Annotated in this window: 13 protein-coding genes and 1 pseudogene; 5 read left to right on the plus strand and 9 right to left on the minus strand. The window is 71.7% G+C overall.

The annotated features are described in order from the left end of the window. Positions 1 to 71 precede the first annotated feature (71 nt). From F9B16_RS11290 to F9B16_RS11300, 3 genes are all read right to left on the minus strand, one after another. Positions 72 to 1,154 (minus strand): hypothetical protein, encoded by a 1,083-nt coding sequence (locus tag F9B16_RS11290; RefSeq protein WP_151539974.1) that lies wholly within the window; start codon positions 1,152 to 1,154, stop codon positions 72 to 74. Positions 1,155 to 1,443: 289 nt separating this feature from the next. Continuing rightward, positions 1,444 to 2,208: a crotonase/enoyl-CoA hydratase family protein gene (locus tag F9B16_RS11295; protein ID WP_151539975.1), complete on the minus strand. Its 765-nt coding sequence runs from the start codon at positions 2,206 to 2,208 to the stop codon at positions 1,444 to 1,446. Positions 2,209 to 2,216: 8 nt separating this feature from the next. After that, entirely contained in the window at positions 2,217 to 2,990 is a 774-nt protein-coding gene (locus F9B16_RS11300) for an SDR family NAD(P)-dependent oxidoreductase (RefSeq protein ID WP_151539976.1), read from the minus strand. A gap of 164 nt (positions 2,991 to 3,154) precedes the next feature. On the opposite strand from F9B16_RS11300, the gene F9B16_RS11305 reads away from it, so the two are divergent. Continuing rightward, the gene (locus F9B16_RS11305) at positions 3,155 to 4,003 is read left to right on the plus strand and encodes an SDR family oxidoreductase (RefSeq protein ID WP_151539977.1); all 849 of its coding nucleotides are present in this window, start codon (positions 3,155 to 3,157) and stop codon (positions 4,001 to 4,003) included. Positions 4,004 to 4,010: 7 nt separating this feature from the next. Beyond that, a complete protein-coding gene (locus F9B16_RS11310) occupies positions 4,011 to 5,024 on the plus strand; it encodes a DNA topoisomerase IB (RefSeq protein WP_151539978.1) in 1,014 nt (337 codons plus the stop codon). Positions 5,025 to 5,366: 342 nt separating this feature from the next. On the opposite strand, the gene F9B16_RS11315 is transcribed toward F9B16_RS11310, so the two are convergent. The 5 genes from F9B16_RS11315 to F9B16_RS11330 all read right to left on the minus strand — a co-directional run bounded on the left by F9B16_RS11315 (position 5,367) and on the right by F9B16_RS11330 (position 9,781). Continuing rightward, on the minus strand, positions 5,367 to 6,137 hold the full coding sequence (locus F9B16_RS11315; protein WP_151539979.1) for a metallophosphoesterase family protein: 771 nt from the start codon (positions 6,135 to 6,137) through the stop codon (positions 5,367 to 5,369). Continuing rightward, complete coding sequence (locus F9B16_RS50800; RefSeq protein WP_192808723.1) at positions 6,134 to 6,370, minus strand: BON domain-containing protein; 237 nt, start codon at positions 6,368 to 6,370, stop codon at positions 6,134 to 6,136. The genes F9B16_RS11315 and F9B16_RS50800 overlap by 4 nt, the downstream gene beginning before the upstream one ends. After that, positions 6,367 to 7,008: a nucleotidyltransferase gene (locus tag F9B16_RS11320; protein WP_225991548.1), complete on the minus strand. Its 642-nt coding sequence runs from the start codon at positions 7,006 to 7,008 to the stop codon at positions 6,367 to 6,369. Before F9B16_RS11320 ends, F9B16_RS50800 begins: the two co-directional genes overlap by 4 nt. A 935-nt stretch (positions 7,009 to 7,943) precedes the next feature. Next, on the minus strand, positions 7,944 to 8,339 hold the full coding sequence (locus F9B16_RS11325; protein ID WP_151539980.1) for an SCO5389 family protein: 396 nt from the start codon (positions 8,337 to 8,339) through the stop codon (positions 7,944 to 7,946). 92 nt (positions 8,340 to 8,431) lie between these two features. Continuing rightward, on the minus strand, positions 8,432 to 9,781 hold the full coding sequence (locus F9B16_RS11330; RefSeq protein ID WP_151539981.1) for a glycoside hydrolase family 1 protein: 1,350 nt from the start codon (positions 9,779 to 9,781) through the stop codon (positions 8,432 to 8,434). 869 nt (positions 9,782 to 10,650) lie between these two features. Between F9B16_RS11330 and F9B16_RS11335 the strand changes: the two genes are divergently transcribed. Beyond that, positions 10,651 to 11,187, plus strand: coding sequence for a C40 family peptidase (locus F9B16_RS11335; protein ID WP_192808724.1), 537 nt, complete (start codon positions 10,651 to 10,653; stop codon positions 11,185 to 11,187). 107 nt (positions 11,188 to 11,294) lie between these two features. On the opposite strand, the gene F9B16_RS11340 is transcribed toward F9B16_RS11335, so the two are convergent. After that, on the minus strand, positions 11,295 to 12,368 hold the full coding sequence (locus tag F9B16_RS11340; RefSeq protein WP_151539982.1) for an alkene reductase: 1,074 nt from the start codon (positions 12,366 to 12,368) through the stop codon (positions 11,295 to 11,297). A gap of 101 nt (positions 12,369 to 12,469) precedes the next feature. Here F9B16_RS11340 and F9B16_RS11345 point away from each other — a divergent pair, with 101 nt between their 5' ends. Both F9B16_RS11345 and F9B16_RS11350 read left to right on the plus strand, forming a co-directional pair. Continuing rightward, positions 12,470 to 15,103, plus strand: a complete 2,634-nt coding sequence (locus F9B16_RS11345) for an ATP-binding protein (RefSeq protein WP_151539983.1) — start codon at positions 12,470 to 12,472, stop codon at positions 15,101 to 15,103. 182 nt (positions 15,104 to 15,285) lie between these two features. Beyond that, a pseudogene (locus F9B16_RS11350) lies at positions 15,286 to 15,990 on the plus strand (ADP-ribosylglycohydrolase family protein); the annotation flags it as partial. Positions 15,991 to 16,002 lie beyond the last annotated feature (12 nt).

Here is a 16,002-nt window from a genome sequence, read left to right on the forward strand (position 1 = left end):
CCGGCCGAAGTCCGTCGATCGGCCGCGGCGCCCGCCGCGCTGAGCGGGCGGATCGCCGCGGTGCGGCGGGGTCAGCCGTAGTACTCGATGAAGGGCACCTTCTTGCCGGTCTGCGTCGCGGTGCCGGCGCTGACGACCGCGGTGGTGCCGGGCCGGGCGTCGGCGTCGGACGCCTGGACGGTGCCGGTGCGGGCGGGCCCGTTGAGGGTCGTCCAGGACGTGCCGTTGTAGTGCATGTACTGGGTCTTGTTACCGGTCGTGATCGGCAGCATGACCACGCCGCCCTTGCCGTCCGCGGACAGCCCGATGCCGGCCGTGTTCAGCGGCGTGTTGATCGTCTTCCAGGACGTGCCGTCGTAGCGGAGGATCGCGTTGGTGATCTGGGCGTTCTGCCGGACGCGCAGCACGTACACGTTCGTCGGCGAGTTCGCCACGATCCTGTACAGGGTACCCTGGTAGGCGGGGACGCCGAGCGAGCCCGGCACGGCGATCCGCTTCCACGCCTTGCCGTCGTAGTGCATCACCAGGCCGGTCACGGACGTGCCGGTGGCGGACGTCGTCCCGGCCAGCCAGACGTCGTTCTTCGACTTCACGTCCACGGCGGTGATCGCCGACGAGGCGGGCAGCGGGACCTTCGCGTCCGCCCACGCGGTGCCCGTCCAGCGCAGGACGGCGCTGAGCCCGCCCGCGGTCGCGTCGACGCCCGCGACGGAGTAGGCGGTGCCGTCCGGCGCGGCGGCGACCTGGCCCGGCAGGCCGACCAGCGGGTAGGCGACCTTGCTCCACTTGGCGCCGTTCCAGTACAGGCCGACGGCGCCGCCGAGGTTGTAGCCGACGATCCACGCCTTGCTCGCGCTCGCGACGGCGACGTCCGTCGGGGTGAACCCGACCGGGCTCGCCTGCGCGACCCACGCCGACCCGTTCCACTTCGCGATCTTCGTCTGGGGGCTGAAGAACGAGCCCGCGGCGCCGACGGCCCAGCCGGCGTTCGCCGCGCCGAAGTCGACGCGGTCGAGGCTGCCGTCGTAGGCCAGCCCGGCGCCGCCGACATTCCTCCACCCGGCGGCGGCCTGGGCGGGCGCGGCGGCCACGGCGAGCGTGCCGGCGCCGCAGGCGATGGCCAGGGCCGCGGCGGTCACCGCGTTCCGTCCCATATGAGCTCCCAAGATCAGTTCAAGCGCACGCCAAAGAGTACGGGAAGGCTTACTTCCAAGTAAGACCGACTTTCCGGTCGGCCAGAACAGGCCGCACCGCCTCACGCGCCTCACTGGTCGCGTCACTGGTCGCGGGAACGGCGGACGCCCGGAGCCGGTTCGGCTCCGGGCGCCGGACATGCTCCGGGCGCCGGACATGCCGCGGGCGGTGACCGGAGAACGTCCCCCGATCACCGCCCGTGGATCGCCGCTGGAAGGCGGTCAGGCGTGGACGGTCAGGCTAGGGCGGTCACTCGCCCTTCCAGTTGGGCTTGCGCTTCTCGGCGAAGGCCGCCGGGCCCTCCTGCGCGTCCTTGGAGGTGAAGACGGGCAGCGTGATGTCCTGCTGCTTCTTCCACGCCTCGGCGGACGACCAGTCGGCGGACTCGACGATGACCTTCTTGGTCGCGGCGAGCGCCAGCGGGGCGTTCTCCGCGACCTTCAGGGCCAGCTCCTTGGCCGCGGCGAGCGCGCCGCCCGGCTCGGCGAGCCGGTTGACGAACCCGAGCTCGGCCATCCGCTCCGCCGGGTACTTGTCGCCGGTCAGGGCGATCTCCATGGCGATGTGGAACGGGATGCGCTGCGGCAGCCGCAGCAGCCCGCCGCCCGCGGCGACCAGGCCGCGCTTCGGCTCGGGCAGCCCGAACTGGGCGTCCCGGGAGGCCACGATCATGTCGCAGGACAGCGCGACCTCGCAGCCGCCGGCCAGCGCGTAGCCCTCCACCGCGGCGATCAGCGGCTTGGCCGCCGGACGCTCGGTGATGCCGGCGAACCCGCGGCCCTCCACGGTCGGGTTGTCGCCCGTGAGGAAGCCCTTGAGGTCCATGCCGGAGCAGAACGTGCCGCCGGCGCCGGTCAGGACGCCGATGGACAGGTCCTTGCGGGAGTCCAGCTCGTCCAGGGCAGCCGCGATCCCCTTCGCCACCTCGCCGTTGACCGCGTTGCGGGCCTCCGGCCGGTTGATGGTGATGATGAGGACGGCGCCGTCTTCTTCGGTGAGAACAGCGTCGGTCATTCAGTGCCTCACTTCGGCTGGAAGCGGATGCCACCGTCGAAACGGATGGTCTCGCCGTTCATGTAGTCGTTCTCGATGAGGGACTTGACGAGGTGCGCGAACTCCGACGCCTTGCCCATCCGCTTCGGGAACGGCACCGGCGCGGCCAGCTTGGCCTTGAACGCGTCGGCGGCCTCGCCCTCGCCGTAGATCGGGGTGTCGATGATGCCGGGGCAGATGGTGTTGACCCGGACGCCGATCGCGGCGAGGTCGCGGGCGGCCGGCAGCGTCATGCCGATGATGCCGCCCTTGGAGGCCGAGTAGGCGATCTGCCCGGTCTGGCCCTCGATGCCGGCGATGGACGCGGTGTTGATCACCACGCCGCGGGCGCCGTCGGCGTCGGCGGGCTCGGTCTTGGAGATCGCCGCGGCGCCGATGCGCATCAGGTTGAAGGTGCCGATCAGGTTGACCCGGATGACGGTCTCGTAGGACGCCAGGTCGTGCGGGGTGCCGTCGCGGCCGACGGTGCGCGAGGCCCAGCCGATGCCGGCGCTGTTGACGATGACGCGCAGCGGGGCGCCGGTGTCGACGGCGGCCTGGACGGCGGCCTGCACCTGCTCCTCGCTGGAGACGTCGGTCTTGACGAAGACGCCGCCGACCTCGTCGGCGACCTTCTTGCCCTTGTCCTCGTTCATGTCGGCGACGACGACCTTGGCGCCTTCGGCGGCCAGCGCGCGCACGGTGGCCTCACCGAGGCCGCTCGCGCCACCGGATACGACGGCGGAAACTCCGTTCAGGTCCATAAGCAGCACCTTACGTGAGGGACCGAATGTGGTTCGGGATGATGTTACCCAGACGTCATCCCGGCGTTCTGCTCACACCCCGGCGGATTGCCCGGGCGCGATGTTACCCGGGAGTCACAATACGGCGGACGTTTGCCCGGGGACGCCCCGGGCACCCGTCCGGCATGACCGAACCTCCGGCACAGAGCCAGTCCTACCCGGGCCGCACGGGGGACATGACGCCTGAGCCCCGCGACGAGATGCGCGGCTACACCGGCAGCGGTCTCCTCGACGGAAAGCGCGCGCTCGTCACCGGCGGCGACTCCGGGATCGGCCGCGCCGTGTCCGTCGCGTTCGCCAAGGAGGGCGCCGACGTCGCCCTCACCTACCTCGAAGAGGACGACGACGCCCGGCACACCAGGTCCCTCGTCGAGGCCGAAGGACGCCGCTGCTTCACCTTCGGCGGCGACCTCGCCGAGGAGCGGCACTGCCGCGAAGTCGTCGGGCACGCCGTCCGCGACCTCGGCGGACTCGACGTCCTCGTCCTGCACCACGGCACCCAGACCCCGGTGAAGGACGTCCGCGAGATCGACGACGCGCAGCTCCAGCGGACGTTCGCCGTCAACGTGTACGCCCTGTTCTGGACCGTCCAGGAGGCCCTCGACCACATGGGACCCGGGTCGTCCATCGTCTTCACCGGGTCCATCAACGGGCTGCGCGGCAACAAGACGCTGATCGACTACGCCGCCAGCAAGGCCGCCGCGATGACCCTCGCCACCTCCCTCGCGCAGAACCTCATGGACCGCGAGATCCGCGTCAACTGCGTCGCCCCCGGCCCCGTCTGGACGCCGCTGATCCCCGCCACCTTCGACGCCGAGCGCGTCGAGGGCTTCGGCGGCCAGGCCCCGATGGGCCGCCCCGCCGACCCCGACGAGATCGCCCCCTCCTACGTCTTCTTCGCCGCGAACCGGCAGTCGTCCTACTACACCGGCCAGACGCTGGTGCCGGCCGGCGGCGAGATCCATCCCGGCTGAGGCGCCCATGGAGCTCCAGCGCAGCGACCCCTCCGAACCCGGTTTCGCGCGGCGCAGGTGCGGCAAGGGCTTCACCTACCTCGGCCTCGACGGACGCGCCCTGGCCGACGCCGCCGAACGCGAGCGGATCCGCGCCCTCGTCATCCCGCCCGCCTGGCAGGACGTGTGGATCTGCCCGGACGCCGACGGCCACATCCAGGCGATGGGCACCGACGCCGCCGGACGCCGCCAGTACCTGTACCACGAGGCGTGGCGCGAGCAGCGCGACCGCGAGAAGCACGACCACGTCCTTGACCTGGCCGCACGCCTCCCCGACGTCCGCGACACGCTCGCCCGGCACCTCGCCGGCCGCGGCTACCGCCGCGACCGCGTGCTGTCCGCTGCCGTCCGGCTCATCGACCTCGGCTTCTTCCGCATAGGCAGCGAGGAGTACGCCGCGGAGAACGGCACGTTCGGCCTCGCCACCGTCCTGCGCGAGCACGTCACCTGCCGCCGAGGGCAGGTCACGTTCGAGTACCCGGCGAAGGGCTCGAAGGACCGGTACCAGTCCGTCGCGGAGGAGAACGTCTGCAAGGTCGTCGCCGGCCTGATGCGCCGCAAGGACGCATCACCCGAACTCCTCGCCTACCGGACCCGCAACGGCTGGCACGACGTCACCGCGTCCGACATCAACGCGTTCATCCGCGAGGTGACCGGCGGCGACTTCACCGCCAAGGACTTCCGCACCTGGCACGCGACCGTCCTCGCCGCCGTCGGCCTCGCCGTCTCCACCCGCGCCGGCACCGGCGACACCGCCCGCCACAAGGCCGTCGTCCGCGTCGTCAAGGAGGTCGCCGCCTATCTCGGCAACACCCCGGCCGTGGCCCGCGCCTCCTACATCGACCCGCGCATCATCTCCCTCTACGAGTCCGGCCGGACGATCGCCCCCGCCCTCACCAAACTCGGCGTGGACGCCTCCCCCGGCGAACTCGCCACCCAGGGCCCCGTCGAACAGGCCGTCCAATCCCTCCTAAAACCCTGACCCCACCACCCCGCACACCACCCACGCTCCCCCACCACGCCCGAGGTCAGTCACCAGCCGGACGCGGGCTCCTCAGCCCGTCCGGCGAGCCGCCACCAGGCGGAAACGCCTCCCCAGCACACCCAGCAGGCAATCACCAGCCGAAGACCACCTCCTCGCGGGACGCCCAGCCAACTACCCGCTGCACGTCTGGCCAGCTCCGCGCAGGACGTCAAGGGCCAGCTCCGCGCAAGACGTCGGGGGCCAACACCGCGCGGGACGTCGGGGGCCAACACCGCGCGGGACGCCGGGGCCGGTTCCGCGCGGGACGCCGGGGCCGGTTCCGCACGGAACATTGGGGGCTTACCAGGCGGAGACTCGTTCCTCGGTGCGGTCGGGGCTCGCCGTGTCGGCGGCCGACGGCAGGTCCAGGCAGTACAGGGCGTAGGCGTGCTGGATCACCGGCAGCGCGACGTTCCGCACCCGGACGCCGCCCTGCGTCATCCCCTTCTCTGTCCCCTTGTGCGCGTGCCCGTGGATCGCCAGGGCCGGCGCCGCCGCGTCGATCGCCTCGCCCATCAGGTAGCTCCCGAGGAAGGGGTAGATCTCCGGAGGCTCGCCTTCGAGCGTGTCCTCGGCGGGCGAGTAGTGCGTAAGGCTCACCCGCACGTCCGCGTCCAGTTCCAGGAGCGCGGTGCCGAGCCGGTCGGCGAACGACTTGGTGTGCCGGATGAACGCCTTCATCTCCGGCTCGCCGAAGTCGCTCGCGCACTTCCCCTCGAACCCGCCGCCGAAGCCCTTGCCGCCGGCGACGCCGAGCCGCGAGCCGTCGCAGTCCACGACCGTCCCGTCCCCCTCCAGCACGGTCACCCCCGCCTCGCGCAGGACGTCCGCGATCTCCTCCTCGCTGTCGGAGTGGTAGTCGTGGTTCCCCAGCACCGCGATCACCGGGACCCCGAGGTCCCGCAGCTCGCCCGCCGCGACCCGGCCCTCCTCGACCGTCCCGTGCCTGGTCAGGTCGCCCGCGACGAGGAACACGTCCGCCTGCCGGGCCAGCTGCCCGAGCCGTCCCCGGTACACCCCGGCCATGTCGGCCCCCACGTGCAGGTCCCCGGCCGCCGCCACACGGATCATGACAGCCTCTCCTCCCCCTCGGGCTCCGGCACCGCGACGACGTGCACCTCGTTGCAGATCTCGTGCCCCTCCGCGGCCACCCGGGCGGCCTCCTCGACCTCGCGGCGCTGCTCCTCGCTGGCGACCTCACCGCGCAGATGGACGACGTCCCCCCGCACGTCCACGCGAATGCCGAGCTCGTGCGCGCGCGCCGCGAGCGTCTCCTGGATGTGCGCCGGCAGGTACTCGGTCACGGCACGCCCCTTTCGATGACGCCGAGACGGGACAGCAGGGCGAGGAACGCGTAGGCGTACGGCGACTCCGCCGTCTCCTCGGCCACGTACGGCCAGTCGACCTGCTCCCGCAGGGCCCGGCTGACATGCAGGAATCCGCTGAAGTCGCACGCGGTCTCGCTGAACGCCATCAACCGCATGATCACCAGGTCGGTCGCGGGCAGCACCGGCATGTACACCGCGCCGACCGCCATCTCCGTGGCCCGTCCCAGCAGCGCGCCGTCCACGGGACGGCCCGACGGCGTGTGGATGAGGTCGATGAGGTGCTCCCCGTCGCAGACCTTGGCGAGCCAGTTCTCCGGGCTGTCCAAATGACCCATGCCGGCGCCGGCGAGCGCGGTGAGCGCTTCATCGACGTCCCGCTCCCGCACCACGAAGTCCACGTCGTGCGTGGACACCGCCGCGCCGTGCGCGTACGCCGCGAACCCGCCCGCCAGCGCGTACTCGACCCCCGCGTCCCGCAGCGCGGCGGCGGCCCGCTTGAGGCTCAGGAGCAGCCCGTCCCCGGCGCCGCCCGGGCCCGGTGACCCGCTGCCCCGGACCACACCGAGGTTCGGCACGCTCCCCGCGCGCCTCGTCCCGGCCTGCACATCCCCCACGCGAACCCCTGTTTCCTAGCGGTCACCGCGCCGGTACCCCAGAAACCCCGCCTCATGCCCCACCCCACCCCTGCCCGGCCGCGCCCTCATCGCCCCGCGGCCGGGCAAGCTCCCACTCCGGTGAACCAAGCCCAAGCCCAACCACACGACCTCACCCGTCCGCCCCTTCGCTTGCCCCCTTCCTGGTGTCCTTCCCTGGCGCCCCCGCGCTGGCCCCTTGCTGGCGTCCGCCTGCTGGCGGCCTCTTGTTGGCGGCCCTCGTTAACGCCCCCTCCCTGGCGGCCCGTCGTGGCGGCCCCTGGCGGCCCCTCCCTGGCGGCCCCTCCCCGGCAGCCCGTCGCGGCCCCTCCCCGGCGGCCCGTCGTTGGCGGCCCGTCGTTGGCGGCCCGTCGTTGGCGGCCCGTCGTTGGCGGCCCGTCGTTGGCGGCCCGTCGTTGGCGGCCCGTCGTTGGCGGCCCGTCGTTGGCGGCCCGTCGTTGGCGGCCCGTCGTTGGCGGCCCGTCGTTGGCGGCCCGTCGTTGGCGGCCCGTCGTTGGCGGCCCCTGGCGACCCCTCCCTGACGGCCCCCCGCGGGCGCCGCCTTGCGGGCGCCGCCTCGCCGACGGAGCCTCGCTGGCGGAGCCTGACTCGCCGCCCCCACTCGCGCCCCCTCACTCGCAACGCCTCGCTAGCGGCGCCTCGCTGCCAGCGCCTCACTGCGGTGCCTTGGCTCGGCGCGGTGCCTTGGCTCGGCGCGGTGCCTTGGCTCGGCGCGGTGCCTTGGCTCGGCGCGGTGCCTTGGCTCGGCGCGGTGCCTTGGCTCGGCGCGGTGCCTTGGCTCGGCGCGGCTCTCGGCAGCGCGAGGGGGTGGCACCGCGAGCGTTGGCGTGGTGGCGGGTGGGCTTGGTGGGAGTGGTGGGGCGTGGCCCAGGGGCCGTGGGCGGGGGGTTGGCGGGTCAGCAGTCGACTAGGTCTGGGGACTGGTTCAGGAGTTGGGCGCGGGGTGAGACGAAGCGTTCGTAGCGGGCGGCGGCGCCGTCGGTGGTCAGGTCGAACGCGGCGACGCGGTGGCAGTTCTGGAACGCCAGGCGGACGCCGAAGTGGCGTTCCAGGGCGCCGCGCATCGCGTCGCTGGCGAGGACGCGTAGCAGCTGGCCGCGTGCCCGCTCGTCCGGCGGCGGGGTCCGGTTGTCGGCGAATCCGGCGCCGCCGTCCCGCATCCGGGCGACGACGCCGCTGATGACCTCCCATGCGTAGGGCAGCGAGTCGCGGACGCAGGCGACGAACGAGGCGTCGTCCACCTCGCCCCGCATCGCCTTCTCCAGCAGCCGGTCGTCGACGGTCAAGGACATGGCCGTGCTCCCTTCCTCCGTTGTGCGGACGGATTCAGGGTGCCATGAAAATGATTATCATTCCAGCAGTGAGAGGCGGCGATTTCCGGGCGTCAGCCGGCGGGGACCCGGTAGGCGGCGGGCGGGGTCGGAGTCGTGCCGAAGCAGGTGGCGACCGGGTCCTCGACCGAGCACCAACCCGGGCGGCGGACCGGCACGTATCCGGCCCGGACGCCACGGTCGGCGATGATCGAGCGGTAGGTCGCGACGGCGTCGGTCGGACGGCGGGCCAGGGACGGGTCGGTCAGCGCGTTCACCGTGTACAGGCCGAAGCGCGGCTCGTAGCTGCCCCATTCGTAGTTGTCGGTGAGGCTCCAGTAGTTGTAGCCCATCACCTTGACGCCGTCGGCCATCGCCCGCTGCACCCAGTAGATGTGGTCGCGGAGATGCTCGCTGCGCGTGTAGCCGTCGGGGCGGGGCTTGCCGTTGTCGGTGGACATGCCGTTCTCGACGACGTACACGGGCAGTTTCGGCAGCCGCCGCTGGTAGCTCTTGAGGACGTAGTACAGCCCCTCCGGCTCGGGGTCGATCTTCCAGAACTCGCCGGTCAGCGCGTACCCGGCGGTGAGGTTCTGGGCGTTGGCGCCGTAGTAGTAGTCGATGCCGACGAAGTCGAGCTTGTCGGTGACGTCGTTGAACAGCGCGGCGTCGAAGATGCCGTTCAGCGCCGTCCCGTAGGCGACGTTCGTGGAGACGGGGGCGCCCGGGTCGAGCTTGTGGATCATGTCGTAGGCGGCGCGGTGGGTCTTCGTGAGCGCGGTCCGCATGGCGGCGAGCTGCCCGAGGCCCATCGGCCGCATGGTCAGCTCCTTGTACATGTAGGCGCTGGCCTCGTTGAAGGTGATCCAGATGACGCCCTGGCGCTTGTAGCGGTCGACGATGAACCGGGCGTTGCGCAGCCAGTCGGCCTGGGTCCTCGGGTTGTCCCAGGCTCCCTGGTCGGCCACCCATCCGGGGTACACCCAGTGGTCCAGTGTGATCATCGGCCGCATGCCGGCGGCGCGGATCCGGCGGACGAGGTCGTCGTAGTAGGCGATCGCCTTCGGGTCGCGGACGCCCCGCTTCGGCTCGATCCTGGCCCACTCGATCGAGGTGCGGAACACGTTCACGCCGAGCTTGCGCGCGAGTTCGATGTCGCCCGGGTAGCGGTGCAGGAAGTCGACGGACTTCTTGTACGGGTCGCTGATGCCGGGCGCCTTCCGCTTGATGTAGCGCGTCCAGTTGCTGTCGGGGAAGGAGCCCTCGCCCTGGAAGCCGGACGTGGCGACGCCCCAGAGGAACCCTCGGGGGAACTTGGCGGTCGTGGGGGCCTTGGCAGTGGACGGCGCAGGGCCGGTACGGGCGTGGGCGGCGGGCGAGGCGGTCACCGTGACGGCGGCCGCGAGGGCGAGAGCGGGGAGCACGCGCGCGAGGCGCGTTCTGCCGGACCTGCGGAACACGGGACTCCCTCCGGGCACCGGACATGAATCTCTCTCGGACTACAGGGCCGGGAGGCGCCGCAGTCAATCCCCGGACCGTGGCCGGATCCGGCAACGCAGCGTCCTCGATCCGCCACAGAGCGATGGAGGGAAGTGACACAACTAACACATTCGCGGCCATTGATCGATCTCCTTGCCAGACGCGGAAAGCGCCCGGAAATCCGGGACCGCACCAGTCGAGCACCGCCGCCCGGACAGCGGAACCAGAACCGTGTTCTGTGGATAACCCGGCCCGAGACGCCCGTCCAGATCACCGAATCGCCCCGCGTTTCCGCAGGTTGTGACCCACTTCACAATTCGCGGAAAATGATCTCGATTTGCGCAGGCCGCACGGAGGACACCACTTCCGTCGCATGCGTCCGGGAAGGTTCGTGATCTACCTGAGATTTGCCTGCGCCGCTGGAGTCTGGCTACGTTCCTGCCCGGTTCATGCGGCACGACGGGCCGCTCGGACAACAGAACACGCACCGACGCGCGGCGGCGGCACGCGTCCGGCCTCTCGGCGAAGAGCGGCCGGGCACCGTCCACCAGGACGCCCCTAGAGCGCCGCCATACGAGCACGCCCGCGTCGATCGCCTCATCCGTGCAGACGAGAAGCACGGAGCCGGAAGCGGCTCGCCGGCCGTGGCGCCCTCCCATGGCGCCGCGGGCACCGGGCGGCCGCGGCGCATCCCGAACGTCCAGCGCTCAGCGCGGGATGACGGCTGCCCCGGTAGGCATCACCCGCGAGATCTGGAGTCATCCTGCATACCCCCCGAAACCCCCTGAAGATCGGTATCACCGCCGGTGGGCTCGTGCTCACCACGACCGCAGCGCTCGGAGCGACGCTCCTGGCGGCGGGTCCCGCCGGAGCCTCGGCCAACGTTCCGCAGCGCGTCGAGCTCGCGGCGTCGGCCGCCAAGGCGACGAGCACGAAGACCGCGACCACCAAGGCCGCGTCCGCGACGTCCCGCGCCGCCAAGCAGAGCAAGCGCGCGGCCGTAGCCGTCAAGTACGCCTACAAGCAGATCGGCGACCCGTACCGCTACGGCGGTTCCGGGCCGGGCTCGTGGGACTGCTCAGGCCTGGCGCAGGGATCCTGGCGCAAGGCCGGCGTCAAGCTTCCGCGCACGACCCAGCAGATCTATCGCGCGGTGAAGCACAAGGTCTCCTGGAAGGGCGCCAAGGCGGGCGACCTGCTCTTCTTCTACAGCGGCCGTACGCACGTGGGCATCTACGTGGGGCACGGCTACATGATTCACGCGCCGCACTCCGGCTCCCACGTGAAGAAGATCAAGCTGACCCACTACTACAAGAGCCAGTTCAACGGCGGCGTCCGGCCCGGCTACTAAGCCGGGGATAGACGTACGCACACGCTTGGGCTGAAGCCCAAGCGCGCGCACAGGCGAGGGCCCCGTACCGGTCGACACCGGCGCGGGGCCCTCGGCCTGAGCCCCGTCTAGGACAGGGTGGGGTAGTCGGTGTAGCCGCGGTGGTCGCCTCCGTAGAAGGTGGCGCGGTCGCCCTCGTTGTAGGGGCCGCCCGCCTTGATGCGGGTGGGAAGGTCCGGGTTGGCGAGCCACAGTTGGGCGAACGCCACGGCGTCCGCGACGCCCTCCCTCAGCGCCTCCACACCGTCCTCCGGCGTGGACGAGAACGACTCCGGCGTCGGGTGGGGGTTGAGGATGAGCGTGCCGGGCCAGGCGGCACGGATGCGGCGCGTACTCTCCCGGTCGCCCAGCTCCATGATGTGCAGGTAGGCGAGCCCCAAGGGCGCCAGTGCCGCCACTAGGGCGTCGTACAGCTCGCCGGTGTCGCTCTCACTGACGCCGTTGGCGACGCTCCCGGGCGACACGCGGAACCCGACGCGGTCCGGTCCGATCGCGTCCGCGACGGCCTGCGCCACCTCCACACCGAAGCGGATGCGGTTCTCGATGGTGCCGCCGTAGGCGTCGGTTCGCTTGTTGCTGCCGTCCGCCAGGAACTGCTGGATGAGGTAGCCGTTGGCGCCGTGCAGTTCCACGCCGTCGAACCCGGCGGCGATGGCGTTGCGCGCCGCAGCGGCGAAGTCGGCCACCGCCTCGGCGATGTCGTCCAGGGTCATCTCGCGGGGCTCGGGGTGGTCGAGCATGCCCTCCGGCGTCCACATCTTCTCGCCTGTGGCGATCGGGGACGGCCCTACGGGCAGCCCGCCGTCCGGATAGAGCGACGGGTGGCCGACGCGTCCCGTGTGCATGAGCTGTGCGAAGATGACGCCGCCCTCCGCGTGGACGGCATCGGTGACCGCCCGCCACGCCTCCACCTGCTCGTCGCTGTGCAGCCCCGGCGTCCAGACATAGCCCTGGCCCCGCACGCTGGGCTGCGTCCCCTCGGTGATGATGAGGCCCGCGCCGGCCCGCTGCGCGTAGTACTCGGCGTGCAGGGCCGTCACCTTCCCGTCGTGGACGGCTCTGCTGCGCGTCATCGGGGCCATCACCAACCGGTTGGACAGCTCCAGCTTCCCGGCCGACAGCTCCTCGAACAGTTCGTGCATGACGTCCTCCTAGTGGCGTTCTCGCTGGTGAAGAAGCTACGAGCAGGCCGCCGCCCGGCGAATCAGTAAGGTTTCGGTAGTACGCCCCGTACTTTGTAGTCGTGCTTTACGGGCGAAACGACGAACAGGCGCGGATCTCCTCCCTGCTCGCGGGGGCGCGCGACGAGGGACGCAGCGGTGCGCTGCTGCTGCGCGGCGAGGCGGGCATCGGCAAGTCGGCGCTACTGGACCACGCCGCGGAACTCGCTTCGGGCGACGCCGGGGGGCGCGTCCTGCGGGTGACCGGGATCGAGGTGGAGTCGGGCATCGCGTTCGCCGGGATCAACCAGCTGCTGTGGCCCGTCCGCGACCGCCTGGCCGGCCTTCCCGGACCTCAGGCCGCGGCTCTGAACGCCGCGCTGAGCGGCTCCGGGCCGTCCGGAGACCTCCCGGCCGCCCGGGACCGGTTCACGACCGGCCTCGGCGTCCTGACGCTCCTGGCCGACCTCGCCGAAGACGGCCCGGTGCTCTGCCTGGTCGACGACGCCCAGTGGCTCGACGGCGCGACGGCCGAGGCGCTGCTGTTCGCCGCTCGGCGGCTCGCGGCCGAGGCGGTGGTCATGCTGTTCGCCGCGCGGGACGACGCGTTCACCGGCACCGGCCTCCCTGAGCTGCCTCTACAGCGGCTCGGGCGCGACGACGCCGTGCGGTTCCTCGCCGAGCACGGCCTGTCGCGGGACGCCCGGGACCGGGTCCTGCATGACGCGGACGGCAATCCGCTGGCGCTGCGCGAGTTCGGTATGGCCGGGGATCGGTTGCCGGACGGGTCCCGTCCGCTGCCCGTCGCGGATCGTGTCGTCGCGCGGTTCCAGAGCCGGATCGATGAGCTTCCAGAGAAGACCCGTCTGATGCTGCTCATCGCGGCGGCGGAAGGACGCGGCTACATGCCGAGCCTGCTGGGCGCCGCGCGCGAAATGGGGGTCGGCCTAGAGGACTTGGAGCAGGCCGAACGGGACGGGCTGGTGGAGGTGAGCGGACGGTCCATCGCCTTCCGCCATCCGCTGATCAGGGCCGCCGTCTACCAGGGCGCTGTAGCGGCATGCCGTATCTCCGTGCATCAGGCATTGGCCTCTTCCTCCGAGGACGCCGACTGCCGTGCGCGGCACCGCGCGTCAGCCGCTCTCGGTCCGGACGAGGACGTCGCGGTGGATCTGCAGGACGCCGCCGAGCGCGCGCGGAAACGCACCGGGTACGTCACGGCGGCGAGGCTCTACCAGCAGGCGGCGGACCTCACCCCTGCCCGGGACGCGCAGGCCGCACGGTTGCGCGCCGCGGCCAACATGATGCTCCAGGCCGGCCGTCCGGACGAGGCGGAACACCTCGCCGCCAGAGCCGGCACGCTCACCGACGACCCCGCTGAGCTCGCCAGGCTCGGCCGTGTGCGCGCGGTGGTCGAGTACGAACGCGGTAACCGGCGCACCGCCGCGCGCATGATGGTGGAGCACTCCGCCTATGCGGAGCCGGACGACAAGGCCACGATGCTGCGGACGGGCGCCACCTATGCGTGGACCGCCGGGGAGACGCCGGCCCTGCTGCGCGCCGCCGAAGCGCTGCCGGGCGACGCGATGGTCGGCGGCCTCGCGCACCTCGCCGGCGACGACCTCGCACGCGGCGTCCCGCTCCTCGCCGCGCTGGTCGCGGAGGCGCGCACGAGCACCCCGGAGCCGCGCGCGACCGCCGGCCTGGAGGACGCGGCGGGGCTCGCGCTGGTCCTCGGCGACGACGAGGCGGCGCTGGAGCTGGCCGCCGTGGAGGCCGCGCGCTGCCGGTTGAACGGCCTGATCGGGGCGCTGCCGGGCGTGCTGCGGACGCAGGCGCAGGCGCAGGTCGCGACGGGCCTGCACGCGGACGCGGAGGCCACGCTGATCGAGGCGATCTCGCTGGCCTGCGACACGGGCCTGCCCAGCGGCGACTGGCGGCTCTCCGCGGTGTTCGCCCGCGTGGCTGCAGTGGAGGGCGACGAGTCGCGGTTGCGCGAGATGCCGGAGCGGTCCGACGGGGCGCTGGGCCTTCTCGAACTCGGCCTCGGAAGGTACGACGATGCGCTCCGCCACCTAGAGTCCGTGCACCACCGCTACAGCGCGGACGCCATGCTCGCCGTAGCGGACCTCGTAGAGGTAGCCGTTCGTGCCGGACAGCCGGAGCGGGCGCGCGCGCCGTTCGACCGGTTCCGCGCCTGGGCCGATGCCGTGCAGCAGCCGTGGGCCTCGGCCATCGCGCTCCGGTGCGAGGCCCTGGTGGACGACAGCGAGGACGCGTACGCACAGGCCGTCCGCCTGCACGAGAAGGCAACCCGCCCGTTCGAAAAGGCACGGACAGAGCTCCTGTACGGAGAATGGCTACGCCGTGCGCGCCGCCGCTCCGACGCCCGTACGCCGCTTCGCTCCGCCATGGAGGTTTTCGAGCGGCTCCGCGCCAAGCCCTGGCTGGACCGCGCGCGCGCCGAACTGCGTGCGACCGGTGAATCCGGCTCTGCGTCCACGCCCACGGCGCCCGTGCTGCTCGACCGCCTCACCCCGCAGGAACTCCAGGTCGTCCGGCTCGCAGCGGAGGGCATCAGCAGCCGCGAGATCGCCGCGCAACTGTTCCTGAGCCGCCGGACGGTCGAATACCACCTCTACAAGGCCTATCCCAAGCTCGGGATCTCCTCCCGCAAGGAACTGTCCCGCCTCACCCTGGAACCATCCACCACATGACCCCATCCACCACGGCCCCATCCACCACATGACCTCATCCGCCGCGGAACGCTCACACGCCGCGCTTCTAGCCCTCTCCGTAGGGGACGCGCTCGGATCTCAGTTTCTTCGTCCCCGAGAACCGCCCCGCCTACGAGAACCAAACGCTTCCCCCAGGCCCATGGCATTGGACGGACGACACGGAGATGGCCGCGTCCGTCCACCTCGTCCTGTGCAAGCACGGCACCATCGACCAGGACGCCCTCGCAGCAACCTTCGCCGAACGCCACGACTTCGACCGCGGCTATGGCCCGTCTACCGGCCGCCTGTTGCGGCTTGTACGAGAGGGCGGCGACTGGCGGACGCTCGCCCGCGAACCCTTCGACGGCATGGGTTCCTGGGGAAACGGCGCAGCGATGCGCGTGGCGCCAGTAGGGGCCTGGTTCGCAGGGGACCCGGCAGAGGCCGCTCGCCAGGCGGCCTTGTCCGCAGAGGTAACACACCCCCATCCAGAGGCCATTGCGGGCGCGATCGCCGTAGCCGTGGCCACGGCAATCGCGCCTGGCAAGCCGTCGCCGGGCGGCTTCCTCGACGAGGTACTGGCCCGCACACCACAGGGCACGGTCCGCAAGGGCATCGCCGAAGCACGCCGGCTGCTGACCATCGGGGACCCGGCCACCGCCGCGGCCGTCCTCGGCAACGGCCGCCAGGTCGCCGCACACGACACGGTGCCGTTCACCCTGTGGGCGGCGGCCCGGCACCTGCACGACTACGAGCGGGCGTTCTGGACGACGGCCGCCGCAGGAGGCGACATCGACACCACCTGCGCGATAGTCGGCGGCATCGTCGGACACCCGCCCGCAGCCTGGCTCGCCGAAACCGAGCCGCTGCCTAGGTGGTGCCTATAGGCCGCGCTACTA

Origin of the sequence: Actinomadura montaniterrae (assembly GCF_008923365.1) — a bacterium.
Taxonomy (GTDB): domain Bacteria; phylum Actinomycetota; class Actinomycetes; order Streptosporangiales; family Streptosporangiaceae; genus Spirillospora; species Spirillospora montaniterrae.

What these genes read in the sequence shown, in the direction of transcription:
- F9B16_RS11290 (WP_151539974.1), bottom strand. Translation starts at nt 1,154, where the DNA reads ATGGGACGGAACGCGGTGACCGCCGCGGCCCTGGCCATCGCCTGCGGC.
- F9B16_RS11295 (WP_151539975.1), bottom strand. Translation starts at nt 2,208, where the DNA reads ATGACCGACGCTGTTCTCACCGAAGAAGACGGCGCCGTCCTCATCATC.
- F9B16_RS11300 (WP_151539976.1), bottom strand. Translation starts at nt 2,990, where the DNA reads ATGGACCTGAACGGAGTTTCCGCCGTCGTATCCGGTGGCGCGAGCGGC.
- F9B16_RS11305 (WP_151539977.1), top strand. Translation starts at nt 3,155, where the DNA reads ATGACCGAACCTCCGGCACAGAGCCAGTCCTACCCGGGCCGCACGGGG.
- F9B16_RS11310 (WP_151539978.1), top strand. Translation starts at nt 4,011, where the DNA reads ATGGAGCTCCAGCGCAGCGACCCCTCCGAACCCGGTTTCGCGCGGCGC.
- F9B16_RS11315 (WP_151539979.1), bottom strand. Translation starts at nt 6,137, where the DNA reads ATGATCCGTGTGGCGGCGGCCGGGGACCTGCACGTGGGGGCCGACATG.
- F9B16_RS11325 (WP_151539980.1), bottom strand. Translation starts at nt 8,339, where the DNA reads ATGTCCTTGACCGTCGACGACCGGCTGCTGGAGAAGGCGATGCGGGGC.
- F9B16_RS11340 (WP_151539982.1), bottom strand. Translation starts at nt 12,368, where the DNA reads ATGCACGAACTGTTCGAGGAGCTGTCGGCCGGGAAGCTGGAGCTGTCC.